The sequence below is a fragment of the Pyramidobacter sp. YE332 genome (assembly GCF_033060595.1).
In the GTDB taxonomy this organism is placed as follows: Bacteria; Synergistota; Synergistia; order Synergistales; family Dethiosulfovibrionaceae; genus Pyramidobacter.
The window spans coordinates 2,683,058-2,708,641 of record NZ_CP133038.1 but is presented as its reverse complement, the minus strand read 5'-3'; the positions used below and the strand labels follow the sequence as shown (position 1 = coordinate 2,708,641).

Below are 25,584 nucleotides of genomic sequence, written 5' to 3'. Positions count from 1 at the left end.
GACGACCGTCGAAGGCCTGTACAAGGACATGGAGCGCCGCATTCAGGCCAGTCCTCCCGAACTGTGTCCGGTCGATCTGGCCGTTTCGTTCCTGCACATCTGCCACTCGCAGTCGTGCGGCAAGTGCGTGCCCTGCCGCGTCGGCCTCAGCCGTCTGGAAGAACTTCTCAATTCCGTGCTGGACGGCCGCGCCGACATGGGCACCATCGACACCATCGAGCGAACGGCCGAGAGCGTCTACCTCACCTCGGACTGCGCCATCGGACAGGAAGCCGCCCGCATGGTGCTCAAAGGCGTGCGCGGCTTCCGCGACGACTTCGTCGAACACATTCAGCACGGCCGCTGCATGTGCCTGCAAAACCAGCCCGTGCCCTGCGTCTCGCTGTGCCCGGCGCACGTGGACATTCCCGGCTACATCGCCCTGATCCATGCCGGCCGTTACGGCGACGCCGTGCAGCTGATCCGCAAGGACAATCCGCTGCCCGCCGTGTGCGGCATGATCTGCGAGCATCCCTGCGAGACTCGCTGCCGCCGCACGCTGGTCGACAATCCCATCAACATCCGCGGCTTGAAGCGCTACGCCGTGGAGCACGAGGAGACGATCCCCGTGCCGAAGCGCGCCCCCGCCACGGGCAAAAAAGTCGCCGTCGTCGGCGGCGGCCCCGGCGGACTGAGCGCCGCCTATTATCTGTCCATCATGGGGCACGACGTGACCGTTTACGAGCAGCGTCAGCAGCTGGGCGGCATGCTCCGCTACGGCATCCCCGCCTACCGCCTGCCCCGCGAAGTGCTCGACCGCGAGATCGCCGGTCTCCTTTCGGCAGGGATCCACGTCAAAACCGGGATCAGCGTCGGCAACGACGTCTCCGTCAAGGAACTGTACGATCAGTACGACGCGCTGTACCTTTCCATCGGCGCCCACATCGACAAGAAACTGGGCATCGAGGGCGAAGAGGCCGAGGGCGTCATCTCCGCCGTGGAGATGCTGCGCGCCATCGGCGACGACCATTATCCCGACTTCACCGGGCTCGACGTGATCGTCGTCGGCGGCGGCAACGTCGCCATGGACGTGGCCCGCTCGGCGGTAAGGTGCCACGCCAAGTCGGTGCGCCTCGTCTACCGCCGCCGCAAGGAGGACATGACCGCCCTGCCCGAGGAGGTGGAAGGCGCCATCGCCGACGGCGTGGAGATCGTCGAGCTTCACGCGCCGCTTCGCATCATCAGGGACGAAAACAACAAGGTCGTTTCGCTCTGCACGCAGCCGCAGATCATCGGCGGATTCAAAAACGGCCGGCCGGCGCCGGTCGACGCGGACGCGCCGGAGATCGACTTCCGCTGCGACCGCGTGCTGGTGGCCATCGGCCAGGGCATCGAGTCGCGCACGTTCGAGCAGTACGGCATCCCCGTCAAGCGCGGCGCGATCGAGAGCATGGACACCACCGGCATCAGGAACGCCGACGGCATCTTCGCCGGCGGCGACTGCGTCACCGGGCCTGCCACGGTCATCCGCGCCATCGCCGGCGGCAAGGTCGCGGCGGCCAATATCGACGAGTATCTGGGCTTCGACCACGTCATCACGAGCGGCATCGAGGTGCCGCAGGTGCGCTTCGACGACCACGCATCCTGCGGCCGCGTGAACATGGTGGAACGCCCCGCTGCGGAGCGGATCCACGATTTCGATCTGATGGAGCTGCCGATGAGCGACCAGGAAGCGTGCCAGGAATCCGGCCGCTGCCTGCGCTGTGATCACTTCGGCTACGGCGTGTTCAAGGGGGGCGTGTGGAAAAATGGTAAACGTCGTCATCGATGGCAAACACATTCAGGTTCCGGAAAGAACGACGATCCTCGACGCCGCCAAGAGCGCGGGGATCAGGATCCCCACGCTCTGCTTCCTCGCCGGCGTCAACGAGATCGGCGCCTGCCGCGTCTGCGTCGTCGAGGTGGAAGGGTACGAGCGGCTCTTCACGGCCTGCAACAATCCCGTTGAAGAGGGCATGGTCATCCACACCAACAGCAAAAAAGCCCGCGAGGCCCGCCGCGCCAACGTGCGCATGATCCTCTCCGAGCACGACGACCACTGCCCGACGTGCGTGCGCAGCGGCAACTGCGAGCTGCAGCGCATCGCCAACGAGCTCAACATCCATGACACGCCGTTTGAAAAGCATTACGTCGACCGGCGGACCAGTCCCGATTTTCCGCTCATCCGCGACTTTTCGCTCTGCATCAAGTGCATGCGCTGCGTGCAAGTCTGCGACAAGATCCAGCACGCCAACGTCTGGGACGTGGTCAACACCGGGGCCAAGACCACCGTCGACGTGGCCCGCGTCTATCGTCTCGAAGACGCCGACTGCGCCCTGTGCGGCCAGTGCATCACTCATTGTCCCGTGGGCGCGCTGCACGAACGCGACGACACGCAGAAAGTGCTCGACGCCATCGACGATCCCGAAAAGATCGTGCTCGTCCAGATCGCTCCGGCCATCCGCACCGCCTGGGGCGAGGAGTTCGGCATGAAGCCCGAAGAGGCCACCGTCACGCGTCTGGCCGCGGCGCTGCGCCTCGTCGGCTTCGACTACGTGTTCGACACCGACTTCTCCGCCGACCTCACGATCATGGAGGAAGGCAGCGAGTTCGTAGAGCGTCTCAAGCACCGCGACCGCGAGAAGTTCCCGATGTTCACCTCCTGCTGCCCGGGCTGGATCCGTTTCGTCAAGAGCCACTGGCCGCAGTACGTCGACCAGCTGTCGTCGGCCAAGTCGCCGCAGCAAATGTTCGGCGCCATCGCCAAGAGCTGGTACGCGCAGACGCTCGGCGTCGATCCGTCCAGGATCTTCTCCGTCTCCATCATGCCCTGTCTGGCCAAAAAGGCCGAGTGCGCGCTGCCCGGCATGGACGACGCCGGCGCGGGACAGGACGTGGACGTGGCGCTGACCACGCGCGAAGTGTCGCGCCTGATCCGCTCGCTGCAGATCCAGCCGCAGGACCTCGAAGACGAAGCGCTCGACATGCCGCTCGGCGTCGGCAGCGGCGCGGGCGCGATCTTCGGCGCCACCGGCGGCGTCATGGAGGCGGCGCTGCGCAGCGCCTTCTTCCTCGTCACCGGCAAAAACCCCGAACCCGACGCCTTCAAATCGGTGCGCGGCATGGACGGCTGGAAAGAGGCCGAGTTCGACATCGCCGGCGCGTCGCTCAAGGTCGCCGTCGTCAACGGCCTCGGCAACGCCGACAAATTGCTGGCCGCGCTCGACCGCGGCGACGTGCGCTACGATTTCGTCGAGGTCATGGCCTGCCCCGGCGGCTGCGTCGGCGGCGGCGGGCAGCCCATCCACGACCGCGTGGAAATGGCCCCGAAACGCGCCCCCACGCTCTACGACATCGACCGCGGCATGGCGCTGCGCTTTTCGCACGAGAACCCGTCCGTCCTCGAGTGCTACAAACAGTTCCTCGGCGCGCCGCTGTCGGAAAAGGCGCATCATCTGCTCCACACGACGTACCACGGCTGGAAGATGCCCGGCGAAAAGTAGCGGACCGCTTCGCGCCGCGACAAAAAAGTTCCGCCCCGTTCGCCCGGGGCGGAACTTTTTTGCGCGCCCCGCAAAGGCCGAGAGGCGCCGCTCTTTCCAGTGGACAGGGCGGCGCCTTTGTTGTATCTTTGGCGATATGACCTTTTTTCCGCGGCGCGAAAGGAGCGGTGGACGTGAACGAACGGAGCGATTTTTTCAAAGCCGTCGACTTCGGCGACGGCATCCTGCGCCTCGAGGGCAGCGGCAGCGTCTATTGTTATCTTGTCGAGGGGCGCCAGGGCGCGTTGCTGATCGACACGATGACCGGCCTCGGCAATCTGCGCACCTTCGTGAAAAAACTGACCCGCCTGCCTCTGACCGTCGTATGTACGCACGGTCACTTCGACCATATCGGCGGCGCGCTCGACTTCGAAGAAGCCCGGATCCCGGCGCGCGACGCCGGCATGATCGCCGAGCAGAATGCCGTGGAACGCAAATTCCAGTTCGAAAGCCGTCTTTGCTCGCTGCGCAGGGTCCCCTGCAGTTCACGCGGGACGACTTCACGCCGCCCCATCCCATCAAATGGCGACCGCTGTACGACGGCGGACGTTTCGACCTCGGCCGCCGCATCGTCACCGCCGTCGACGTCCCCGGGCACACGCGCGGCTCCATGGGGTTCCTCGACTCCAAGACGGGCATTTTCTTCTCCGGCGACGCGGGCAGCCGCAGCACCTTTCTGTTTCTCGACTGCTCCGCCACGGCCGCGGCCTGTCTGAGAGGGCTGCAGCGCCTCAAACGCATGCGCGAGTGTCAGATCAGCCAGTGGTACAACTTCCACAACTACACGGAAATGCCGGCTTCGATCCTCGACGAGCTGATTCAGGGCTGCCGGGACGCGCTCGCCGGCAACGCGAGCGGCCCCGCCTTTCGCGGCAACGACGACTGCCGCTTCGTCTATCCTGTCGACGCCAAGTGGAAAAGGCTGGACGGCGGTTTCGGCAATCTGATCGTCTCGCTCCGCCGCCTGCGCTGAAAGCCTTACAGGGCAGCCGCTTGCGAAGAACAATTTTACAGATCCGGAATTCTGGCATAAAATCAAACTGCACTCCGGCAGTTTCGCGATCACAATCTCACCGACAGAAAAGGGGCGTTTTTCCATGGAACGGAAACCAAGCGTCAATACGCTGGCGGTCCACGCCGGCGCGCGCAGGGACGATGCTTTCGGCGCGATCAACACGCCGGTCTACATGACCTCCAACTACCGCATCCCCACCGACGGCACGCCCGTCGACTGGAGCGGCATCAACAGCAACATCTACCAGCGCAACCGCAACGTCAACCAGATGGTGCTGCAGGACCGGCTCTGCGCCCTCACCGGCGCCGAGGACGGCGCGGTGTTCGCCAGCGGCGTGGCGGCGCTGATGAGCGTGTTCACCACGTTCCTCAACTCGGGCGACCACGCGGTCATTTCCGAGGTCTGCTACAGCGCCACGAACCTGCAGTTCCGCAAGTTTTTGCCGAAAAAGTACGGCATCCAGGTGACCTTCGTCGACATCACCGACGCGGAGGCGGTGCGCCGCGCCGTGCGCCCCAACACGAAGCTGATCCACGCCGAAACGCCCGGCAACCCGACCACGGGCATCGCCGACCTCGACGCGCTGGCGCGGATCGCCCGCGAGGCGGGGGCGCTGCTCTCCGTCGACGCCACGTTCGCCGGGCCGCTCTGCCTGCGCCCGCTCGAACACGGGGCCGACCTCGAAATCCACAGCATGACCAAGTACATCAACGGCCACGGCGATTCGCTCGGCGGCTGCGTGCTGGGCAGCCGCGGGCTGCTGACGAAGATCAAGGAAGAGGCCATGGTCAACTACGGCGGCATCCTCAGCCCGTTCAACGCCTGGCTGGTGGCGCGCGGCCTGGCGACGGTGCCGCTGCGCATGGCCCAGCACTGCCGCGCCGCGCAGGCCGTGGCGGAATTCCTCGAACGGAGCCCGGCCGTGCGTTTCGTCTGGTACCCGGGGCTGGCGAGCCACCCGCAGCACGAACTGGCCAAGCGCCTCATGCACGGCCAGTACTCGGGCATGATCTCGTTCGACATCAACGGCGACGAGAAGGTCCACCAGAAGTTCCTCGACAGCCTGCGGCTGATCACGCACGCCGTGTCGCTCGGCGACATCGAAAGTCTGATCGTCTACTACGACAAGAACAGCGACAAGCTGCCCCACTATCCGCCCGTCTACCGCGAAGGCTTCTTCCGCTTCAGCGTCGGCCTCGAAGACCCCGACGACCTGACCGCCGACTTGCAGCAGGCGCTCGAGGCCAGCGGCGCGCCGAAAGCGTAGTTCGCGCGGGACGGAAAGGACTGGCGGGCCGCGGCAAAAGCGCGCCTTCAAAAACGTTTTCGAGGAGGCTTTCATCATGAGCGAACCAACCGCCCAAGCGGCGGCAAAAAGAAAACTGCACATGCCCGACACCTGGCTGGTCGTCTTCGCCATCGTCGCGGTCATGGCCGCGTTGTCTTGGGTGATCCCGTCGGGCAGCTTCGACTACCAGAAGGTCGACGTCAACGGCACGATGCGCAGCGTCGCCGTCGCCGGATCGTACCACGCCATCCCCAAGGCGCAGACGAAGCCCACCGGTTTCATCGGCCTGTTCGCCTCGCTTTATCAGGGCTGCTACGAGGCCGCCGACATCATCTTCGTCATCCTCACCTGCGCGGCCACGTTCGGCGTCATGGTCAAGACCGGAGCCTTCCACGCCGGCATCGGCAAGGTCATGAAAAAGGTCGGCCGCCGCGAAAAGCTGCTCATCCCCATCCTCATGATCCTCTTCGGCCTGGGCGGCTCGGTCTTCGGCATGCTCAGCGAGTTTTACGGCTTCTACCCGCTGATCGTCGGCCTCGGTGTCGCCATCGGCTACGACGCGATGACGGGATTTGCCATCCTCGCCCTCGGCGAGTACGTGGGCTTCATGGCCGCGACGCTCAACCCCTATTCGGTCGCCGTCGCCCAATCCATCGCCGGCGTGCCGCTCTACTCCGGCGTCGTCTACCGCGCCGTCTGCTTCGTCGTGTTCATGGGCCTCTGCATCGCCTACGTGATGCGCTACGCCGCGAAAGTGAAAAGATCGCCGCAGGCGTCGGTGATGTACGGCGAACCCTGCCTCCACTCGTTCGACCGCGGCGAGCTCGACCAGTACGATTTCACCTGGCGGCACGCCCTGATCCTGCTCGACGTGCTCGTCACGCTGGCCGTGCTGATGATCGGCCTGACGCAATGGGGCTGGGGCTACAAAGAGCTCTGCGGGCTGTTCATCGTCATGTCGGCCGCGGCAGCGCTGATCTCCGGCTGGAACCCCAACACGTACTGCGCCGAAATGCTGACGGGCGCCAAGGGCGTGCTCTGGGGCTGCATCCTCACCGGTCTGGCCAAGAGCATCGTCGTGATCATGAAGGACGCCCAAATCATGGACACGATCATCAACGCGCTCGCCAATCTGCTCAAAAACGCGCCCTCGGCCATCTCCGCGCAGCTGATGTTCGTCGTGCAGACGGTCATCAACTTCCTCGTGCCCTCGGCTTCCGGCCAGGCAGCCGTGACCATGCCGATCATGGCGCCGCTGGCCGACGCGCTGGGCGTCAGCCGTCAGGTGGCCTGCCTGGCCTATCAGTTCGGCGACGGCCTCTCCAACATCCTCTGGCCGACCTGCGGCATCGTCGTCATCTGCGGCCTCGCCGACATCCGTTACGACCTGTGGCTGAAATGGTTTGCCAAGCTCTTCGCCATGCTCTTCGCCGCGCAGATGATCATGATCGAGATCGCCGTGCTGATGGGCTGGTAGCGCAAACGCCGCCGCGGAGAAACGGCGAAAGGCGAAAAAACGCTACAACCAGAAAATAACGCAACGCCCGGCAGCCGATGAGCTGCCGGGCGTTTTTCAGCGGCGATGTTCCACGTGGAACATCGCCGTTCCGCTCATTTTTTCAGACAACGCGCGCGAAACCTCTCGCGTCAAACCTCCTTTTTCAAACTGACCTCCGGTTCGCGGGGGATGCTGAACAGCGGGATGAAGCGGTCCCAGCCGGTGATCGTCAGGACCAGCATCGAGATCACGGCGATCCAGGCGAAATAGTTGTGCGTGATCACGCCCATCACCGTCAGCGTGTCGGCCGCCAGCGGATACACCGACATGGCGATGCCCATGAAGAAGCCCATGTAGGCGTGCCACGGGATCAGCTGCGACCCGAGCACGGCCATGGCGTCGGAATACGTGGCGTTGCGCAGCGCCAGACGGTACATGGCCTTCTCGTCGCCCCGCACCGATTTCTCCGTGAGATTCTTGATGATCGGGCTGATCGTGACGATCTGCGCCATCTCGTCGGCCATCGCCGCGTTGCCGATCAGGCACAGCAGCGCGTTGCAGAACATCAGCTGGCGCACCTTGGAGACGACCCTCAAGATCATCGCGGCGATCGAATCGAACGCGTTCATCTTGCGCATGACGCCGCCGAAGGCGCCGACCCAGAGCATCATGGCGATCGACCAGCCGCCCGCGGCCGACGCGCCGTCGTAAACCAGCTGCAGGAACTTGTCGATGTCGGTCACCGTGCCGGCCATCCAGCCGAAGATGCCGGAGAAAAGGATGCCCGCGCCGAGGCAGATCAGCGTGCTGACGTTGCGTACGGCAAGAAGAAGCACGACCAGCAGCGGGATCACCATGTAATAGGGCACGCCCGCCTGGACCTGCTTCAGCAGCGTCACCGCCGCGGGACGTTTGTCGGCCAGGACCGTCCACACGCCCTCGGGGATCTGCTGGATCGCCACGGCCGCCGAACCTTCCGTGTCGGGCAGTCCCATCGCCACGGCCGCAAAGTAGAAGACCACGGCGCTGACGATCAGGCACAGCCCCGACCACACGCCCTGATAGCGCATGCGGTCGACCAGCTGCACGTTCTGCATGCCGCAGCTGACCACCGTCGTGTCGGAGATCAGGCCGATATTGTCGCCGAAGCACGAGCCGCCGGCGATCGCGCCGACCGTCAGCACCACGCTGCCGCCGACGATATGGTTCAGCCACAGGAAGATCGGCGCGCAGGCCGCGAACGTCCCCCACGACGTGCCCGTGGCGACGGACAGCACGCAGGTGACGAGGAATCCCACCACCGCCACCAGCTTGGCCGTCAGCCCCAGCGACAGCGCCAGATTGATGATCGCGGCCGCCACGCCCGTGGCCATGAAACACTCGGCGACGGCGTAGGCCGCTTCCAGGATCAGGAACACGATCAGGAAGTTTTTCAGGTTGTCCAGCGCCGCGTCGAGCAGTTCGCTGAACTTGTAACGCTCCGTGACCATCGCCACGAGGCAGGCGCAGATGAAGGAAATCGGCGACGCCAGCAGGATGTCCATGCCGGAAAGCATCAGCCCGGCCATAACGCAGATCGGCAACAGCTTTACCAGTGCGATCATACAAAAAAACCTCCCTTTCGGATTCTTCGGCGGCTTCTCACGAAAAAAAGCGATTCACCAACGGGATCTTCTGCATTCTCCTCCCGGCGTGTCCTCTTCTCTCCTCTCTCCTCCCCAAAGTATCGCTGCATTTCATGAGCGCCGCGCCGATTAACAGTTTTTAAATTATACAATACAGGATATCCGAATTCAAGAGAACCCCTCGCCCTTTTCTCGGGGCTCCAGCCGCTCCGTCTCTCGGCCGGAGCCAGCGCCGTCCTTTCGTCCGCTTCAAGCGCGGGCGGATTCGTCGAGGCGCAGGCGCCGTTCCACGACGGCGCGGACGGCTTCGTAGTTTTCGGGCGTGCAGAACAGGTAGATCTTGTCGGCGGCGTTCGCTTTGACGACGATCAGCCGCTCCTTGGGATTGAATCTGGCAGAGCGCAGCGAGCTCCAGCGCAGGGAACGCCGCAGCGAGCCGCGAGCCAGCAGCGACGAGCCGGCGGCCGTGAAGCTGCGCGCGAACATGGAAAGGAACAGCCCCAGCCGGAAGAGCGCGCTCAGCCGCCTGCGCTGACGCTCCTGATTGGCCGCGTAAACGCCGCTTTCGTCGAGACGGTATTCCACGTCGTAGCCGCCGCCGAAGACAGCGATCACGAAGAGCGCGCCGATCGCGAGAAAAAAGCCGACAAAATAAAAAGCATAGCGCGCTTCCCGCACGCCGTCGGCAAACCCGAGCTTGCCCATCCAGAGCAGCAGCAGGCCGAACGGAATTCCTATGACCGCCGCGATCTGCCGCGTCACCGGATTGTTGCGGAAAAAAGAGACGCGCGTTCTCCACTCAATGGGCTCCGCACCGGGAGCGCCGTTCTTTGGCGCCGTCATGGAACATTCCTCCTTCGGGATACGGGGCGTCGCGGCGCGCCTGTTCGGGCTCCGCCGCGACGCCTGTTTCATTAACGAAAAGATCATGGCTGAAGCGTAGCGCCGCAAGGGGTGATCTTTTTTCGAACGTCTCATGCCAAAGCGTGATAGTGCGTTTTCGGCAAAAGCGAACGGCCTTTCGCCGTCGCGAGACGAAAAAGCGGCGGCCTCCCGCGGCCGCCGCACGGCGTTACATTTTCGATTTCAGGTATTCGGGAACTCCCGGCACGCCCCAGCTCTCGGCCAGGGACAGCGCCGTTTTCCCGTCCGCGGCGGCGATCTTCGGATCGGCGCCGGCTTCGACGAGCGTCTGCACGACCTTCAGCGGCGCGCCCCAGCCGGACGCGACCAACAGCGGGGTCTCTCCGTTCTTTCCGTACCGCTCGTTGAGCGGCACGCCCTTGTCGCAAAGCAGGCGGAAGCAGGCCAGAGCGTCGTTCCACGCCCGGTCGGCGCCCTCTTTCGTGCGTTCCTGATCTTTGGCGGCGTCGCACAGCTTCCCGGCAACGATGTGCATCAGCCCGTATCCGTCCTTGGAAGCGATCTTCGGATCGGCGCCGGCGTCGAGCAAGGCCGTCAGCAGGTTGGGATCGGCCGCTCTGCCGAGCGCCAGCGCCGAAATGCTGGCGCCGTCCTTGTCGCGCTCGTTGACGTCGTACAGCCTCAGCGAGATCAGCCAGAGCAGCCGCGCGGCCGCGTTCTTGCTTCTGGCGGCGTAGTACAGCGCGGAGTTGCCGTTCTTGTCGGCGCCCTTGGGGTCGGCGCCGTGGTCGAGCAGCCACTGCAGCGTCTCCGGCGTAAAGTTCTCCCGCGCCGCGGCTATCATGAAGGGCGTCACGCCGCCGTCTCCCACGATGTCGAGCTTCGCGCCCCGCGCCAGCAGCGCCTTGGGGATCTCCAGATTTTCGTCGCCGGGCTGGTCAAGCCGCAGCGCCCACAGCAGCGGCGCCGCGCCGCCCGCGGCGACGTTGACGTCCGCGCCGCGCTCGACGAGCAGGAGCGCCGCGGGGCGGTTGTAGTTTTTCAGCGCCCAGGTCAGCGGCGAATACGCTTTCTTGTTGGGGCGCAGGTTGACGTCGGCGCCCTTGTCGAGCAGCAGCTTCGCCACGGCGAGGTTGTCCGTTTCGCCGACGGCGAAGATCAGCGGCGAACGGCCGTCGGAAGTCAGAACGTTGACGTCGGCGCCGCGGGCCAGCAGCAGCTCCGTCAGCTCCGCGTTGCCCTCGGAGGCGGCGTAGTGCAGCGCACGGAAACCCTTCGCGGTGGCGGCGTTGGGGTCGGCGCCGTGTTTCAGCAGCAGCTCCGCGACCGGCAGCCCTTTCTCCTCCTGGGCGGCCAGGATCAGCGCCGTGACGCCGCCCTTTTCCGTCGAACCGCCCGCGGTCGGAGCGTTGGCGTCGGCGCCGTGGGCCAGCAGCAGTTCCGTGATCGCCGCGTCGCCGTTGCGCGCGGCCTCGTGCAACGCGTTGTACCCCGCCCTGTCGGTGTCACAGACGCTCACGTCGGCGCCCAGCTTGAGCTGTTCTTCCGCTTTTTTCAGCTCGCCGTAGCGGGCAGCGTTCATCAGCTCCGTGCGCCCGTAGCGGTCGACCGCGTTGACGTCCGCCGCTCCCGCGCTGCCGCACAGGGCCAGAACGGCCGCGGCGCACACCCAGAACTTCACGATCTTTTTCATGCGTTCGCCTCCTTTTGATATGTCAGCCGCCAGCGGCCGACGACGTACCAAACGAAAATTCCCGCGGCGCGGAGCGCCGCCCTGCCGATCGAAAATTTTAATCGGCAAAGACATGAATTTTACGTCGTGTTTTTATTTTATACTATTTCATTATAGTATAGCCAAAGTATCCGTACCTCAGTTATAATGCCCCGAGGTGATGGAGAATGCCCGTAAAATACGAGATCACATCGGAACAGCAAGCGGAAATCGAAGCGGCGCGGAAAAAGAATCGCAACAAGAAGATCGAAGCCAAACTGAGAATCCTCAGCTTGCGCGCCGAAGGGAAAACCCTGAAAGAAATCAGCGAAATCACGGAATACCACTTCACGAACGTCAGCAAGATCATCTCGCAGTTTATCCATCGCGGTCTCTCGTATGTGCTGCAATGCCATTACCTCGGCAACCATCGGAACATGACCTATGAGCAGGAAGAAGCCGTACTTGCTCCTTACCTGGAGAAAGCCGGGAAAGGAGAAATCGTTTCGGTGGCGGAAATAGCCCAAGCCTATCAGACCGCGGTGGGACATACTATCAGTCCGACTCAGATTTACGCGGTCCTGAAACGTCATGGCTGGAGAAAAGTCATGCCGCGCAGCCGTCACCCCAGGAAAGCGAACGAGGAGGCCATCGAGGCCTCAAAAAAATTAACGCTCAAGTTCAGGAATTAAAAGAGTTATCCACAACAGGGAACGTCAGACTGATGTTTCAGGACGAAGCCGGCTTCGGCAGAATCAACACGCCCAAATACTGCTGGTGCAGGAAAGGCATTCGACCGAACGTTCCCTGCCTTCACATCCGCGAATACCGCTATGCTTACGGTGCCGTAGAGCCGCTTACGGGAGAAAGCCTCTTTCTGATCATGCCCAACTGCGACAGCGATTGCATGAACGTTTTCCTGCGGGAACTTTCACACCGATTTCCGGAAGACCATATTCTGCTCTGCTGTGACGGAGCTGCCTGGCACAAGTCCAAAGCGCTTCAGGTTCCTGCCAACATCACCCTGTTCCATATTCCCCCCTATACCCCCGAGATGAACCCCATTGAGCAGATCTGGAGAGAGCTGCGCTGTCAGGGCTTTCGAAACGAGATTTTTTCGACGCTTGAGAACGTTGTCGAGCGTCTGTGCCGCACGATCAGAAATCTCACCGCTCAGACCATAAGGAGTATTACCGCAAGACAATGGATTGTTAGGTGCTTTAAATGAGAAATAGTATTATAGGTTATTTTATCATAAAAACAAGATCATACAAGCGCATCCATAAAACAAAAAGCCGCCGCGAACACACGGGGACGCCGAGAAAGATCCGGAAACGAAACGCCGCGGGGCGGCCGTTCGTTTTTCGCCTTTCTTCGCGCCTTTGCGTCTTCGCAGCGGCTCTTGTTTGCCTTTGTCCTTTACGCCTGACTCTGCGCCCAGGCGGCGATCAGCGCCGCGCCGACGGGCAGGCAGCCCTCGTCGGGATAAAAGCGCGGGCTGTGCAGCGGCTCTTCGGCCCCGCCGGGGCCGCGCGCGCCGAGATCGACGTAGCAGCCCGGCACGCGTTCGGCGATGCAGGCGAAGTCGTCCACGCCCAGCTGCGGGCAGGGCGGCGTGATCACGTTTTCCGCGCCCAGCTCGCGCGCGCCGGCGCGGCGCACGGCTTCGGCGACTTCGGCGTCGTTGACCAGCGCCGGATAGCCTTCGATGAATTCCACTTCGGCGCTCAGCCGCAGGGCCGCGGCCACGCCCTCGACCAGTTCGCGCACGCGCGCCGCCATGCGCGCGCGCGTGGCGGGGTCCAGCGTGCGCACGATGCCCTCGAACCCGGCGCTGTCGGGAATGATATTGCGCGCCGTGCCGGCGGCGAACCTGCCCACAGTCAGCACGGCCGGATCGAGCGGGCTGGTCTCGCGGCTGACCAGCAGCTGCAGGGCCGAGATGATCTGGGCGCCGCCGGCAACGACGTCGGCCCCCAGATGGGGATAGGCGCCGTGGCAGCCGCGCCCGCGCAGCGTGACGTTGAACATGTCGCTGGCGCCGCGCGCCGGGCCGGAGATGACGCCGATCTGACCGACCGCGAGCGACGAGGCGACGTGCAGGCACAGCGCCGACGAAACGCCGTCGAGCGCTCCGGCCTCGATCATCTTCGCCGCGCCGCCGTCGGTCTCCTCGGCGGGCTGAAAGAGCACGCGCAGGGTCGCCGCGCGTTTGCCCTCGCCGCGCAGCAGGCGCAGCGCTCCCAGAGCGCAGGCCATGTGCGCGTCGTGCCCGCAGGCGTGCATCTTGCCGGCGTGGCGCGACGCCTGAGGCAGCCCGGTGGCTTCCGTGACGGGCAGCGCGTCCATGTCGGCGCGCAGCGCCACGACGGGCGCGTCCGGCTCGCCCGCCAGCTCGGCGACGAGGCCGCCGGCGCAGGCGAAATGCGGCACGCCCATCTCGTCGAGGCGCTCCGCCACGTAAGCAGTCGTCTCGGGCAGGTCGCGGTCCAGCTCGGGAATGCGGTGCAGCGCCTGATGCACTTCCGTCAGCCAGGGCTGGATGGTTTGCGCTTTTTTATACATCGTCACACACCTCGTCGCGTTCGATCTGGATATTCGTCCGTATTTTCTCATGGCGCGGGAACAAAAGCTACCACGGAGACACGGAGAAAACCAAAAGAAAAATTCTTGAATATTTTTTGCGCGGAAAGTTTTTGCGAAAAATGGGCGAGAGTCTTCATTCCCGCACTGCAATTTTGCTTTTGGCTTTCGCCGCGCAGCGGCGGCGCGTTTTCCTCCGCTTCGCCGCTTCTCCGTGGCGCCCCTTGTTTCAAAAAAAGCCCCGCGGCGGGCGCGAGGCGGTGGTAATCACTCTCCGACCTTGCGGTCGAACTCGGTCATCAACGCGTCGGCGGCGCTCTGCGCCTGGGCGCGCGGCACGAGCACGGCGATCTTGATCTCCGAGGTGGTGGCGCCGAGCACGTCGATACGGGCGCGTTCGAGCGCGCCGAAAAAGCGCCCGGCCACGCCGGAGGCCGCCTGCATGCCGACGCCGATGGCCGACACTTTGGCGACCTCGCCGTCGACGGTCATCGTCCAGCCGTCCAGTCCCTGCAGGGCTGCTTCCAAAGCAGGACGGACCAGGGCCACGTCGCCGCGGATCACGGAGAACGTCACGGCCGCTTCGCCGCCCTCGGAGACGATGGCGATCATGTCGAGGTTGATGCAGCACGCCGCCAGCTCGTTGAAGACGCGCGTGTAGAGGTGCACGTCCTCGGGCAGACCGCGCAGGTTGACCTTGATCTGGTCGGCGTCGACGGCGACGCCGGTGACGACGGGATGCTCAAGCCATTCGGGAAGGTTTTTCACGATTCTCGTGCCTCTTTCGTCGGAAAAAGTGGAACCGCAGTAGAGCTCCACCTGCTGCTTGTCGGCGATCTCCACGCCGCGCGAGTGCAGCACTCTGGCGCCGCAGGAAGCCATTTCCAGCATCTCTTCGTAGGTGACATACTCCAGTTTTTTGGCGTCGGGGATGATGCGCGGGTCGCAGGCGTAGACGCCGTCCACGTCGCTGTAGATCTCGCACGGACAGTGCAGCGCCGCGGCGATGGCGATGGCGGACGTGTCGCTGCCGCCGCGCCCGAGCGTGGTCAAATCGCCGTTCTCGGCGACGCCCTGAAACCCCGTCACCACGACGACGCCGCGCGCGTCCAGCTCGAGGCGCAGCCGCCCGGCGTCGAGGTCGCGGATGCGCGCGCCGCCGTAGGCGTTGGTCGTCAGCATGCCGATCTGATAGGCGTTCATGGACAGAGCGTCGCATCCGAGGTCGCGCAGGGCCATGGCCAGCAGCGCAGCCGAGACCTGCTCGCCCGTGGCCATCAGCATGTCCATCTCGCGCTTGTAGCCGGCGCTGTTGCCGGACACGTCCGCGGCGAGGTCGATGAGACGATTGGTGGTCTTGCCCATGGCAGAGACGACGACGAGCAGGCGCTCGCCGCTCCGGCAGCGGGCGGCGACTTTGGCGGCGACGGCGCGGATCTTGTCCGCGTCGGCCACGGACGAGCCGCCGTATTTCAGCACCGCGGTGCGGACGATCTGTACGGGAGCCGCCATTTCCTAAAGCTCTCTCAGGGCTTCGACAACAGCCGTCTTGCCCTCGGTGCGGGAATCCACGTTTTTAATCACGCGCGCGGGCGTGCCGGCCACGACTACGCCGGCGGGAACGTCGGCGGTGACGACCGCGCCTGCGGCGACGACGGATCCGGCCCCGACGCGGACGCCTTCGAGCACGACGGCGTTGGCGCCGACGAGCACGCCGTCTTCGATCACGACCGGCTGGGCGCTGGCGGGTTCGATCACTCCGGCGATGACGGCGCCGGCGCCGATGTGACAGTTTTTGCCCACCTGCGCACGTCCGCCGAGCACCGCGTTCATGTCGATCATCGTGCCTTCGCCGACCGAAGCGCCGATGTTGATCACCGCGCCCATCATCACCACGGCGTTTTTGCCGATCTCCACCATGTCGCGGATCACCGCGCCGGGTTCGATGCGGGCCTCGTAACGGGTCAGGTCGGCGAGCGGCACGGCGCTGTTGCGCGCGGCGACTTCCACCTCGCAGTCCTCGATGCGGTCGCCGTTGGCTTCCAAAACTTTGAGGATCTCGGGCAGGTCGCCCTTGACGGTGCCGAAGTCGGAACTGCCCACGAAGTGCAGCGCGCCCCACTCGACGTCTTTCAGGTCGCCGGCCACAAAGACGCGGGCGACGGTGCGCTTTTTTGACTCCTTGATGAGGCGGATCACTTCTTCTGTGTTCATCGCGAAAACTCCTCCGTAACGGCGCGCTCAGCCGCGCACCACGTCTTCGAATGTGAACAGCCCCTTGTCCTTCGTCAGCGCGAAGCGGGCGGCCCTGACCGCGCCGATGGCGAAGACGCTGCGGCTGATGGCGTGATGGCGGACGCTGAGCGTCTCGCCCTCGTTGCCGAACAGGGCCTCGTGATCTCCCGGCAGGCCGCCGAGGCGGAAGGAATGCATGGGCACGTCGCGCCCCAGCGCTTTGCCCAGCATCAGCGCCGTGCCGGAGGGCGCGTCTTTTTTGTGGACGTGGTGCGCCTCGGCGATCTCGGCGTCCCAGTCGGCCAACAGCGGCGCGAACTCGCGCAGGATCATGGCCATGACGGCGATGCCAATGGAATAGTTGAAGCTCTGTACGACCGGAACTTCCTCGGCGAGATCGCGCAGCGCGGCCATGTGCCCGTCGTTCAGCGCCGTGGTGCCCATGACCAGCGCGCTTTTGTGGCGGCGGCACAGCTCGACGGTATGCGGCAGGACGGCGGCGGACGAAAAGTCGAAGATGACGCGCGGCGTACCGTCGCAGGTTTCGCCTTCGTCCCAGACGCAGAGACAGGGAGCTCCGCCGGCGGCGGCCGCGATCTCGCGCCCCATGCGTCCGGTAGAGCCGATCACGCCGTAGGAAACGGAGAGCGCCATTACTCGGCCTCCAGCGCGCTCAGCTCGAGCAGGTCGGCGCGCACCAGCTCGCGCGTTCTTTCGCCGGCGGGCACCAGCGGCAGACGCAGCTCGTCGCGGCACAGTCCCAGCTCGCCGGCGGCGAACTTGACGGGGATCGGGTTGGATTCGTTGAAGAGATCCTTCATCAGCGGCAGCAGCCGAAGATGCAGCCGGCGCGCCGCCGTCACGTCGCCGCCGAGCGCGGCGTCGATCATCGCCACGGTCTGCGCGGGCAGCACGTTGGACAGCACGGAGATGACGCCGTCGCCGCCGCCGCAGACGAGATGGAATGCCTGGTCGTCGTTGCCCGACCAGACGCGGAAGTCGGGGCGCACGACCTGAAGCGAACGGATCAGGCTGTCGCACTGATACTGGTTGCCGCTGGCTTCTTTGACGCCGACGATGTTCTCGATCTGGGCTAGGCGCAACACCGTTTCCGGCGCCAGATTGACGCCCGTGCGCCCGGGCACGTTGTACAAAATCACGGGGATCCTCACGGACTCGGCCACGGTGCGGAAATGCCGGTACAGCCCTTCCTGGTTGGGTTTGTTGTAGAAAGGCGTCACCACCAGCGCGCCGTCGGCGCCCAGTTCCTCGGCGCGGCGCGACAGGTCGACGGTGGAAGCCGTGTTGTTGGTGCCCGTGCCGATGACGACGGGGATTCGCCCGTCCACCGTGCGCAGCGCGAAGGAGATCACCTCGTCGCGTTCCGCGGGCGTCAGCGTCGCCGCCTCGCCCGTGGTGCCGAGCACGATCAGCGCGTCGACGCCGTTTTCCACCTGAAAGTCCAAAAGCTCGCCCAGCGCGTCGAAGTCGACGGCTCCGTTGCGAAAAGGCGTGATCAGCGCGGTGCCTGTACCTCTGAACATGAAAAATGCACTCCTTTGCGTGAAAGTCTTCTTAAATCAAAACAAAAGCAACCACGGAGAAACGGCGAAGCGGAGAAAAATAAAAAAATACCGGAAAAACATGGCGGCGCGCCGCCGTCAGACGCGCGAAAAAAGGGGAACTCTTTCTCCGCCGCGAAAGTCAGATGACGATAAACTCAGCAACTCCAAAGGGTGAAAAGGCGGAACTCGAAAAATGTTCCACGTGGAACATTTTCACATGAACGGCGAACCGCTCAGCGCACGCCGTTCAGCGCCGCATGACGGAGCAGGATGCGCACGGCGTTGGTAGCCGCGCCCACGCGCACGTTGTCGGCCACGTTCCACTGCAAAAAATGCCGGTCGTCGAAGCTGCGCACGCGGCTGACGAACGTCGCGTCCGTGCCCGCGGCGTCGACCGCGGGCGTGATTACGGGCTCGTCGCTGACGGTCACGTGTTCCTGCGTTCGCATCACTTCGAGCAGATCCTCGACCGTGCCGAAAGGGTCGCGCGTCTCCGCGAAGACCGCTTCGCTGTGGCCGTACAGCACCGGCACGCGCACCGTCGTGGGCCAGCACATGATCGAATCGTCGCGCAAGATCTTGCGTGGCTCGTCGACCATCTTCATTTCTTCCTTGGTGAAGCCGTTGTCCAGAAACGCGTCGATCTGCGGCACCACGTTGCGGTGGATCGGCGCCGCGAACTTCTTGTACTCCGTGCCGCCGCGCTCCTGCGCCAGCAGCTCGTCGATGCCGCGCCGTCCCGCGCCGCTGACGGCCTGGTACGTGCTGACGACAATGTTTTTGAGGCCGAAGCGCTCGTGCACCTTGTACAGCCCCAGCACCATCTGGATCGTCGAACAGTTGGGATTGGCGACGATGCCGCGGTAGCCCGCGAGCAGATCGCCGTTGATCTCCGGCACCACCAGCAGCTTTTCCGGATCCATGCGCCAGCGCGAGCTGTTGTCGATCACCACCGCGCCGCGCGAGGCGGCGACGGGGGCGAACCACGCCGACAGCTCCGACCCCGCCGACATGATCACGTAATCGAACGTCCCGGCGGGGACCCACTCTTTCGTCAATTTCTCGACCGCCACGCGGCGGCCGGCGAACTCCAGTTCCGTCCCCGCGCTGCGGGGCGAAGCGAAAAATCGGATCGTCCCGGGGCGGACTCCCTGCTCTTCCAAAACGCGGACCATCGTGCGGCCGACTTCGCCCGTCGCGCCTACCACCGCCAGTTTCATTTTACCCGACTCCTCCCTGTGAAAAAAGCGTTTCAATTTTTCTGCGATTAAAATTTCGGCTCAAAAACGGCGCGTCTCCGTGCGCCCGAAACTGAACGCACAGGGACGCGCCGTTCAGCCTCCAGCACGCGGTACCACCCTGCTTGAGCGCGATTTCGCGCCGCCGCGCACGGCGTACCGCCATACTAAAAAACTCGTCCCCACATCGTTCTGTAGGGACGAGCCATCACAGTCTCGCGGTACCACCCTGCTTGGACGCATTCCATCTCACGCCCCGCTTGGACCCCGGTCACGGAGGGTCAGTTCGGGAAATGTACTCCGGCACACAAGCCTTTCCATTCCGGCTCCCCGGGCCTTGCTCCCCGAAAAAATCGCGCTGAAAGCCCTTTCAGCCTGCGGGGCTTTCTCTCTGGCACGGCGACACGCTCTTCAAGGAGATCCGGTTCAACGCCTTTATATCGCTCTTCAGTTATGGGTGAAATTATAGCCTCATTTCTCAAACTGTCAAGGGAGAAAATTCTCACGATTTTGAAAATATCACGCCGCCGCATGCAGATGCCCCGCCCGGGCGATGCTGCGTTTCATCCAGCCGCTGAAAAAATAGTACAACACAAACAACGCCGCCGTCTGCGCCCAGCTGATCGGATAGCTCCAGGCCACGACGCGGATGTCCCAGTGCGAAGGCACTACCAGCCACATCCAGGCCAGCCGGAACGCGCACACGCCGACGGCCATGATCGCCGTAGGGGCCAGCGAATCGCCCGTGCCGCGGATGCCGCCGGAGATCGTCTCCACCACCACGTAGGAGAAATACCACGGCATCATCAGCCGCATCAGCATGAGCCCCTGGCCGATGACCTGCGGATCGTCGGTGAAGATGCGGAACCAGAATTCGCCGCCCGACAAGAATGCCGTCACGATGATCCCCGTGGCGACGAAAGCCATCAGCGAGCAGACACGAATGCTGCGGATCACGCGGTCGTAGCGCCGCGCCCCGAAGTTCTGTCCCGAGAACGTCGACAGCGCCATGCCGAACGCCGACATCACCATCCAGTAAAGCGCGTCGATCTTGCCCAGCGTCGCCCAGGCCGCCACCACGTTCACGCCGAACTTATTGGTGACCGCCTGAATGATGACGTTGGAAAACGAGTACATCGTCGCCTGGATCCCCGTCGGCAGACCGATGCGGATGATGTTCTGCAGCAGCAGCCAGTCGCAGCGCAGCTTGCGGAGCTCCAGCCGAAACGGTCCCGATTCGCGCGCCAGCAGGCACCACACGCCCGCGGCGCAGAATCCCTGCGAGAGGATCGTGGCGTAGGCTACGCCGTCCACGCCGCAGTGATAACGCACGATCAGCAGCAGATCGGCGGCGAGATTGACCGCCGTGCCGCCCGCCAGCAGATAGAACGGGCGCTTCGAGTCCCCCTTGGCGCGCAAAATCCCCGAGCCCATGTTGTACAGCAGCGAGGGAACGATGCCCGCGAAGTAAATGCGCAAGTAGGACACGGCGTGAGGCATCACGTCCGGCGGCGTCCGCATCTTTTCCAGCGTCCACTCCGCGGCCGTCACGCCCAGGACCGTCATCGCCGCGCCGGCCGCCAGCGCCAGAGCCATGGCCGTGTGCACCGCACGCGACGTGCGTTCCGGGTCGTCGGCGCCGTAAAACTGCGCGATCACCACCGTGGCGCCCGTCGACAGCCCGGCGAAAAATCCCACCAGCAGCGCGATCACCGTGCTCGTCGGGCCACCCACGGCCGCCAGCGCCACCTTGCCCACGTAGCGGCCGACCACGACCGCGTCGACCGTGTTGTACAGCTGCTGAAAAAACGTCCCCAGCATGATCGGGAAGAAAAAAGCCAACAGCTGCTTCCAGATCACGCCCTCGACGATTTGATTGTTCCCGCGCTCCATACGATTCACCCGATTTCATAAACGACGCCCGCGCCCGTAAAAGCATGATTGATTATTTTATCACCGCGACGCCGCCGCACTGAAAGAGTTAAGTCGTTCAAGACTTTTTATACCTTGCCAAGCGGGGAAAAACAACGACGTCGCCCGCGCCGGACAGAACACGAAAAAAACGCTCTCCCGCGACACTGTCGGGAGAGCGTTTCTTGTTCTCAATTCGCTGTCGTCGATTTTTCCCCGCTCGAACTTACAGTTCGGCGCCTTCGCTCTTGGCTACCACCGTCGCCACGGCCGCGTCGCCGGTGATGTTCAGCGACGTGCGGATCATGTCGAGCACCGCGTCGATGCCGGCGATCATGGCCACGCCTTCCATGGGCAGGCCGGCCTGGGTGGTGACGAGCGTGAGCATGATCAGCCCGCCGCCGGGAACGCCGGCCGTGCCGATCGAACCGAGCGTGGCGGTGACGAGAATGCCGAGCTGCGCCGTAACGCTCAGCGGGATGCCGAAGGCCTGGGCGATGAACAGCGCGCAGACGCCCTGATACAGCGCCGTACCGTCCATGTTGATCGTCGCCCCCAAGGGCAACACGAAGGACGCCACCTTGTCGGGAACGCCCATGTTATGGCAGCACTCCATCGTGACGGGCAGCGTGCCCGAGCTGGAACGCGTGACGAACGCCGTCAGGCTGGCTTCCTTGATGCCCTTGAAGAACCACAGCGGGCTTTTGCGGGCAAAAACGGCGACCAGTCCGGAATAGACGAGCACGGCGTGCAGGATACAGCCGATGTAGACGGCGCTAATCACTTTTATAAAAGGAAGCAGTACCGCGGCGCCGTACTTGGAAACGGTCACGGCGATCAGCGCGAAGACGCCGTAAGGCGCGAACTTCATGACGATCGCGGTCATCTTGTACATCGTCTCCGCCAACGAGTTGAAGAAGTCGAGCGCGGGCTTGCCCTTCTCTCCGGCCAGCGTCATGGAAACGCCGAGGAACAGCGCGAAGACGATGATCTGCAGCATGTTGGCGTTGACCATCGACGCGAAGGCGTTCTTCGGGAACATGTTCGTCAGCACCTGCCCCAGCGAAGGCGCGGCCTTGCCCTCGACCGCCTTGGCAAGGGCGATGTCCATGCCGGCGCCCGGCTGCATGAGGTTGCCCAGTGCCAGACCGATGGCGATGGCGACCGCCGTGGTGACCAGATAAAGGGCGATCGTCTTCACGCCGATGCGGCCCAGCGACTTGAGGTCGCCCAGCGACGCCACGCCGACGACGAGGCTCGACAGGACCAGCGGCACGATCAGCATGCTCAACAGGGCCATGAAGATCTTGCCGAGGGGATCCACATACGCCACCACATCCGGCGCGGCCATTCTGCCGAACAGGATGCCGGCGACAAAACCGATGCTGATCTGCCAAATCAAAGGAACTCCGCGTTTCTCTGCCATGAGAACCCCTCCTCAGATAAATAAAAACGATAAATAAAAAATCGCAGCAAAAAAACTGCTTAAGTAAAATTATATAACATGAAACAGGTGATTCAATGCTGTCTTTTAATGAAAATTTCGACGGCCTCCGCGAGATTTTCGTCGAAAAATATTGAGAATAGACCGCAAATTCAGAAAGTCTCGCCATGTTCTATCCGCGCGCCCGGCCGGAATGTGGAGAGCCGAAAGTTTTCTTGCGCAGGAGAAAAGGGAGGCGCTATAATAAAACTCTCAAACATTCCGCTGCCGGCATGGACCTGCGGAAGCGGCGTCATTCTTTGAAGGGAGCGATGTTCCATGGACAAGAAAAAGATCGGCGAGATCATCGAATCGCGCGGCACCCGTTACGCCGAAGCCGCCGACGAGATCTGGGGCTACGCGGAGACGGCGTTTCGCGAGCACAAGTCGATGGCGGCGCAGATCCGCCTGCTCGAGGAAGAGGGATTCAACGTGGCGACGAACGTCGGCGGCGTGGAGACGGCGTTCTGCGGCGAATGGGGCGAAGGGCGTCCCGTGATCGCCTTCCTCGGTGAGTTCGACGCGCTGGCCGGGCTGAGCCAGAAAGCCGGGCTCGACCGCAGGGATCCGGAAGTCCCCGGCGGCAACGGCCACGGCTGCGGACACAATCTGCTCGGCGTCGCCTCCATCGCCGCCGCCGCGGCGCTGAAAAAAGTCATGCAGGAACAGGGGCTGAAAGGCACCGTGCGCTATTACGGCTGCCCCGGCGAAGAGGGCGGCAGCGGCAAAGCCTTCATGGCCCGCGAGGGCGTCTTCGCCGACGTGGACGCCGCCGTCACCTGGCACCCGTCCAACTGCACCTTCACCGCCGGCACCTCGTCGCTGGCCAACGCGCAGATCTATTACCGCTTCCGCGGCGTCAGCGCCCACGCGGCCGCCGCGCCCCATCTCGGCCGCAGCGCCCTCGACGCCGTCGAGCTGATGAACGTGGGCGTGCAGTTTTTGCGCGAGCACGTCATTCAGGAAGCGCGCATGCACTACGCCATCACCGACGCGGGCGGCGTCTCGCCCAACGTCGTGCAGCCCTACGCGGAGGTGCTCTACCTGCTGCGCGCGCCCAAGAGCGGCCAGGTGAAGGAGATCGTCGAGCGCGTCGACCGCATCGCCCAGGGCGCGGCGCTGATGACCGACACGACGGTGGAAAAGGATTTCGTCAAATCCTGCGCCAACATCGTCAACAACGAAACGATGGAGCGCTGCCTGCAAAAAAATCTCGAATTCTTCGGCGCGCCCCACTTCGACGCCGCCGACGAGGAGTTCGCGCGCAAGATCTTCGAGACCACGCCCGAGCCGGGACGCTTCGAAGACCTGGAAAAGCGCGTCAGAGGCGCCGGCGAGGCGGGACGCCGGGCCCTCGAAGAAGCCAAAAAGGATCCGCTGCCGCGCCGCATCCTGCCCTACGTGCCTTCCGGCGTTCCCATGGGCGGCTCCACCGACGTGGGCGACGTCTCCTGGCAGACGCCCACGGCCCAGATCTACATGGGCACCTGGCCCAACAGCACGCCCGGCCATTCCTGGCAGGTCGTGACGGTCGGCACGTCGCCGCTGGCGCACAAAGGCATGCTCCAGGCCGGCAAGGTCATGGCCGCGGCCGGCTACGATCTGATGACCAACCCCGAGCTGCTCAAAAAAGCCCAGGACGAGCTGAAAGAACGCCTACGGGGCGAGACCTACGTCCCCATACCCAAGGGCGTCACACCGCGCGGTCTTTCCGGCGCCAAGAGCTGAACGCACCCCGCCTTCTCCGCCCCGGCCGGCGGATTTTTCCCAAGGAGAGTCATCCCATGACGACCGTCGCGTTTTTTCACTGTGAAGACTACGCGCCCGCCCGGCTCGACCCGATCGTGCGGGAATGTCTGTCGCTGCGCGCTTTCCCGCGCGGCGGCCGCGTGCTGGTCAAACCCAACATGCTCGCCGCCCGCGCGCCGGAGAAATGCGTGACCACGCACCCGGCGGTCGTCGATTCGGTTTGCCGCGCCCTGCTCGATCTGGGCTGCCGGCCGGTGATCGGCGATAGTCCGGGCATCGAACCCTTCGCGCTGGTGGCGAAGGCGTCGGGCATCGGCGAGGTGGGAGCGCGCCTCGGCGTGCCGGTGCAGGAGTTGGGGCGCTCCACGCTCTGCCCTCCGGCGCCGGGGCGAGTCAACAGGCGTCTCGAGCTTTCGGCCGACGCGCTCGAGGCCGACGCCGTCGTCAGCCTGCCAAAAATGAAAACGCACTGTCAGATGCAGCTGTCGCTGGCGGTCAAAAATCTTTTCGGCGCCGTCGTCGGCACGCGCAAGGCCCAATGGCACTACGCCGTGGGGCTGGACCGACGCCGCTTCGCCGATCTGCTGCTGGACATTTCGCTGTCGCTGCCGCCGCTGCTCTCGATCGTCGACGGCGTCATCGGCATGGAAGGGCGCGGCCCCAGCAACGGCCGGCCGCGCGCTTTCGGACTGATCGGCGCGAGCGGAGATACGGTGGCGCTCGACTCGGCGCTGTCGGCCATGATGGGGCTGCCTCCGCAGGATTTTTTTCTGCTGCAGGCGGCTCGCGTCCGCGGCTTCGCAGGCTGCGATCTGAGCGGCGTGGAATGGCGCGGCGACTTCGATCCCGCCGGCCGTTTCCCCGACGTCGACATTCCGGCGCTGGACGCGCTCAGCCTCATGCCGCGCTTTATGGACCGTTTCGGGCGGCGTTTTCTCGCCTCGCGTCCCGAGCAGATCCGCGAGCGCTGCATCGCCTGCGGCCGCTGCGTCGCCGTCTGTCCCGCCGGGGCGTTGAAGCTGGAAAACGGGACGCTGTTTTTCGACTACGCCGCGTGCATCCGCTGTTACTGCTGTCACGAGATGTGTCCCCGCGACGCCGTCGCTTTCCGCGAAGGGGCGCTGATGAAGCTGTTCGCTCTGCTGAGGAAAACGCGCCGCGCCGGGCGCGGGAAAATTTGAATCCGGCGCGAAAAACCGCGAGGGCGGGCGATTGGATTTTGGCCAATCGTCCGCCCTCGCGGTTCGTGATCTCTGTTC

General features: G+C 64.0%; 22 protein-coding genes and 1 pseudogene. 10 read left to right on the top strand and 13 right to left on the bottom strand.

Annotation, left to right across the window (positions count from 1 at the left end):
- Positions 1–28: 28 nt before the first annotated feature.
- Both RAH42_RS12705 and RAH42_RS12700 read left to right on the top strand, forming a co-directional pair.
- Positions 29–1,732: pseudogene (locus RAH42_RS12705) on the top strand (NAD(P)-binding protein); the annotation flags it as partial.
- A gap of 55 nt (positions 1,733–1,787) precedes the next feature.
- A complete protein-coding gene (locus tag RAH42_RS12700) occupies positions 1,788–3,521 on the top strand; it encodes an NADH-dependent [FeFe] hydrogenase, group A6 (RefSeq protein WP_078016423.1) in 1,734 nt (577 codons plus the stop codon).
- On the opposite strand, the gene RAH42_RS12695 is transcribed toward RAH42_RS12700, so the two are convergent.
- On the bottom strand, positions 3,470–3,910 hold the full coding sequence (locus tag RAH42_RS12695; RefSeq protein ID WP_317539668.1) for a hypothetical protein: 441 nt from the start codon (positions 3,908–3,910) through the stop codon (positions 3,470–3,472). The genes RAH42_RS12700 and RAH42_RS12695 overlap by 52 nt on opposite strands.
- A 107-nt stretch (positions 3,911–4,017) precedes the next feature.
- On the opposite strand from RAH42_RS12695, the gene RAH42_RS12690 reads away from it, so the two are divergent.
- The 3 genes from RAH42_RS12690 (at position 4,018) to RAH42_RS12680 (ending at position 7,340) form a co-directional block, all read left to right on the top strand.
- The gene (locus tag RAH42_RS12690) at positions 4,018–4,533 is read left to right on the top strand and encodes a hypothetical protein (RefSeq protein ID WP_317539667.1); all 516 of its coding nucleotides are present in this window, start codon (positions 4,018–4,020) and stop codon (positions 4,531–4,533) included.
- 124 nt (positions 4,534–4,657) lie between these two features.
- Entirely contained in the window at positions 4,658–5,842 is a 1,185-nt protein-coding gene (locus tag RAH42_RS12685) for an aminotransferase class I/II-fold pyridoxal phosphate-dependent enzyme (RefSeq protein WP_317539666.1), read from the top strand.
- 76 nt (positions 5,843–5,918) lie between these two features.
- Positions 5,919–7,340 (top strand): TIGR00366 family protein, encoded by a 1,422-nt coding sequence (locus RAH42_RS12680; protein WP_317539665.1) that lies wholly within the window; start codon positions 5,919–5,921, stop codon positions 7,338–7,340.
- Between the two features lie 170 nt (positions 7,341–7,510).
- On the opposite strand, the gene RAH42_RS12675 is transcribed toward RAH42_RS12680, so the two are convergent.
- The 3 genes from RAH42_RS12675 to RAH42_RS12665 all read right to left on the bottom strand — a co-directional run bounded on the left by RAH42_RS12675 (position 7,511) and on the right by RAH42_RS12665 (position 11,543).
- Positions 7,511–8,965: a Na+/H+ antiporter NhaC family protein gene (locus tag RAH42_RS12675; protein ID WP_078016427.1), complete on the bottom strand. Its 1,455-nt coding sequence runs from the start codon at positions 8,963–8,965 to the stop codon at positions 7,511–7,513.
- A gap of 270 nt (positions 8,966–9,235) precedes the next feature.
- A complete protein-coding gene (locus RAH42_RS12670) occupies positions 9,236–9,829 on the bottom strand; it encodes a hypothetical protein (RefSeq protein WP_317539664.1) in 594 nt (197 codons plus the stop codon).
- A gap of 229 nt (positions 9,830–10,058) precedes the next feature.
- Complete coding sequence (locus RAH42_RS12665; protein ID WP_317539663.1) at positions 10,059–11,543, bottom strand: ankyrin repeat domain-containing protein; 1,485 nt, start codon at positions 11,541–11,543, stop codon at positions 10,059–10,061.
- 206 nt (positions 11,544–11,749) lie between these two features.
- Between RAH42_RS12665 and RAH42_RS12660 the strand changes: the two genes are divergently transcribed.
- A complete protein-coding gene (locus RAH42_RS12660; protein WP_317539175.1) occupies positions 11,750–12,253 on the top strand; it encodes a winged helix-turn-helix domain-containing protein in 504 nt (167 codons plus the stop codon).
- 32 nt (positions 12,254–12,285) lie between these two features.
- Positions 12,286–12,789 carry an IS630 family transposase gene (locus RAH42_RS12655; protein ID WP_317539662.1) on the top strand — a complete coding sequence of 168 codons (504 nt, stop codon included), beginning with the start codon at positions 12,286–12,288 and terminating at the stop codon, positions 12,787–12,789.
- A 191-nt stretch (positions 12,790–12,980) separates the two neighbouring features.
- On the opposite strand, the gene RAH42_RS12650 is transcribed toward RAH42_RS12655, so the two are convergent.
- The 6 genes from RAH42_RS12650 to dapA are packed head-to-tail and all read right to left on the bottom strand — an operon-like array spanning position 12,981 to position 17,923.
- The gene (locus RAH42_RS12650; RefSeq protein WP_317539661.1) at positions 12,981–14,126 is read right to left on the bottom strand and encodes a M20 family metallopeptidase; all 1,146 of its coding nucleotides are present in this window, start codon (positions 14,124–14,126) and stop codon (positions 12,981–12,983) included.
- 47 nt (positions 14,127–14,173) lie between these two features.
- Entirely contained in the window at positions 14,174–14,377 is a 204-nt protein-coding gene (locus RAH42_RS12645; protein WP_317539660.1) for a hypothetical protein, read from the bottom strand.
- Between the two features lie 34 nt (positions 14,378–14,411).
- Positions 14,412–15,656: an aspartate kinase gene (locus RAH42_RS12640; RefSeq protein WP_317539659.1), complete on the bottom strand. Its 1,245-nt coding sequence runs from the start codon at positions 15,654–15,656 to the stop codon at positions 14,412–14,414.
- Between the two features lie 3 nt (positions 15,657–15,659).
- The gene (dapD, locus tag RAH42_RS12635; RefSeq protein WP_317539658.1) at positions 15,660–16,358 is read right to left on the bottom strand and encodes a 2,3,4,5-tetrahydropyridine-2,6-dicarboxylate N-acetyltransferase; all 699 of its coding nucleotides are present in this window, start codon (positions 16,356–16,358) and stop codon (positions 15,660–15,662) included.
- Between the two features lie 27 nt (positions 16,359–16,385).
- Positions 16,386–17,033, bottom strand: coding sequence for a dihydrodipicolinate reductase C-terminal domain-containing protein (locus RAH42_RS12630; protein ID WP_317539657.1), 648 nt, complete (start codon positions 17,031–17,033; stop codon positions 16,386–16,388).
- Positions 17,033–17,923 carry a 4-hydroxy-tetrahydrodipicolinate synthase gene (dapA, locus tag RAH42_RS12625; RefSeq protein WP_317539656.1) on the bottom strand — a complete coding sequence of 297 codons (891 nt, stop codon included), beginning with the start codon at positions 17,921–17,923 and terminating at the stop codon, positions 17,033–17,035. The genes RAH42_RS12630 and dapA overlap by 1 nt, the downstream gene beginning before the upstream one ends.
- On the opposite strand from dapA, the gene RAH42_RS12620 reads away from it, so the two are divergent.
- Positions 17,922–18,119, top strand: coding sequence for a hypothetical protein (locus RAH42_RS12620; RefSeq protein ID WP_317539655.1), 198 nt, complete (start codon positions 17,922–17,924; stop codon positions 18,117–18,119). The two genes, dapA and RAH42_RS12620, sit on opposite strands and share 2 nt — an antisense overlap.
- A 58-nt stretch (positions 18,120–18,177) precedes the next feature.
- Here the strand turns inward: RAH42_RS12620 and RAH42_RS12615 are convergent, their stop codons facing one another.
- From RAH42_RS12615 to RAH42_RS12605, 3 genes are all read right to left on the bottom strand, one after another.
- Positions 18,178–19,164: an aspartate-semialdehyde dehydrogenase gene (locus tag RAH42_RS12615; RefSeq protein ID WP_317539654.1), complete on the bottom strand. Its 987-nt coding sequence runs from the start codon at positions 19,162–19,164 to the stop codon at positions 18,178–18,180.
- Between the two features lie 537 nt (positions 19,165–19,701).
- Positions 19,702–21,075, bottom strand: coding sequence for an MATE family efflux transporter (locus RAH42_RS12610; protein WP_317539653.1), 1,374 nt, complete (start codon positions 21,073–21,075; stop codon positions 19,702–19,704).
- 244 nt (positions 21,076–21,319) lie between these two features.
- Positions 21,320–22,519, bottom strand: a complete 1,200-nt coding sequence (locus tag RAH42_RS12605; protein WP_317539652.1) for a dicarboxylate/amino acid:cation symporter — start codon at positions 22,517–22,519, stop codon at positions 21,320–21,322.
- A gap of 336 nt (positions 22,520–22,855) precedes the next feature.
- Between RAH42_RS12605 and RAH42_RS12600 the strand changes: the two genes are divergently transcribed.
- A complete protein-coding gene (locus RAH42_RS12600; RefSeq protein WP_317539651.1) occupies positions 22,856–24,304 on the top strand; it encodes a M20 family metallopeptidase in 1,449 nt (482 codons plus the stop codon).
- Between the two features lie 56 nt (positions 24,305–24,360).
- Positions 24,361–25,506 (top strand): DUF362 domain-containing protein, encoded by a 1,146-nt coding sequence (locus tag RAH42_RS12595; protein WP_317539650.1) that lies wholly within the window; start codon positions 24,361–24,363, stop codon positions 25,504–25,506.
- Positions 25,507–25,584: the final 78 nt, after the last annotated feature.

Bases quoted from the DNA above. Each gene is read 5' to 3' on its own strand.
- RAH42_RS12700 (WP_078016423.1), top strand. From the start codon at position 1,788: ATGGTAAACGTCGTCATCGATGGCAAACACATTCAGGTTCCGGAAAGA.
- RAH42_RS12695 (WP_317539668.1), bottom strand. From the start codon at position 3,910: ATGGTCGAAGTGACCGTGCGTACATACGACGGTCAGAGGCAGGCGGGT.
- RAH42_RS12685 (WP_317539666.1), top strand. From the start codon at position 4,658: ATGGAACGGAAACCAAGCGTCAATACGCTGGCGGTCCACGCCGGCGCG.
- RAH42_RS12680 (WP_317539665.1), top strand. From the start codon at position 5,919: ATGAGCGAACCAACCGCCCAAGCGGCGGCAAAAAGAAAACTGCACATG.
- RAH42_RS12675 (WP_078016427.1), bottom strand. From the start codon at position 8,965: ATGATCGCACTGGTAAAGCTGTTGCCGATCTGCGTTATGGCCGGGCTG.
- RAH42_RS12670 (WP_317539664.1), bottom strand. From the start codon at position 9,829: ATGACGGCGCCAAAGAACGGCGCTCCCGGTGCGGAGCCCATTGAGTGG.
- RAH42_RS12665 (WP_317539663.1), bottom strand. From the start codon at position 11,543: ATGAAAAAGATCGTGAAGTTCTGGGTGTGCGCCGCGGCCGTTCTGGCC.
- RAH42_RS12660 (WP_317539175.1), top strand. From the start codon at position 11,750: ATGCCCGTAAAATACGAGATCACATCGGAACAGCAAGCGGAAATCGAA.
- RAH42_RS12655 (WP_317539662.1), top strand. From the start codon at position 12,286: ATGTTTCAGGACGAAGCCGGCTTCGGCAGAATCAACACGCCCAAATAC.
- RAH42_RS12650 (WP_317539661.1), bottom strand. From the start codon at position 14,126: ATGTATAAAAAAGCGCAAACCATCCAGCCCTGGCTGACGGAAGTGCAT.
- RAH42_RS12640 (WP_317539659.1), bottom strand. From the start codon at position 15,656: ATGGCGGCTCCCGTACAGATCGTCCGCACCGCGGTGCTGAAATACGGC.
- dapD (WP_317539658.1), bottom strand. From the start codon at position 16,358: ATGAACACAGAAGAAGTGATCCGCCTCATCAAGGAGTCAAAAAAGCGC.
- RAH42_RS12630 (WP_317539657.1), bottom strand. From the start codon at position 17,033: ATGGCGCTCTCCGTTTCCTACGGCGTGATCGGCTCTACCGGACGCATG.
- RAH42_RS12620 (WP_317539655.1), top strand. From the start codon at position 17,922: ATGAAAAATGCACTCCTTTGCGTGAAAGTCTTCTTAAATCAAAACAAA.
- dapA (WP_317539656.1), bottom strand. From the start codon at position 17,923: ATGTTCAGAGGTACAGGCACCGCGCTGATCACGCCTTTTCGCAACGGA.
- RAH42_RS12615 (WP_317539654.1), bottom strand. From the start codon at position 19,164: ATGAAACTGGCGGTGGTAGGCGCGACGGGCGAAGTCGGCCGCACGATG.
- RAH42_RS12610 (WP_317539653.1), bottom strand. From the start codon at position 21,075: ATGGAGCGCGGGAACAATCAAATCGTCGAGGGCGTGATCTGGAAGCAG.
- RAH42_RS12605 (WP_317539652.1), bottom strand. From the start codon at position 22,519: ATGGCAGAGAAACGCGGAGTTCCTTTGATTTGGCAGATCAGCATCGGT.
- RAH42_RS12600 (WP_317539651.1), top strand. From the start codon at position 22,856: ATGGACAAGAAAAAGATCGGCGAGATCATCGAATCGCGCGGCACCCGT.
- RAH42_RS12595 (WP_317539650.1), top strand. From the start codon at position 24,361: ATGACGACCGTCGCGTTTTTTCACTGTGAAGACTACGCGCCCGCCCGG.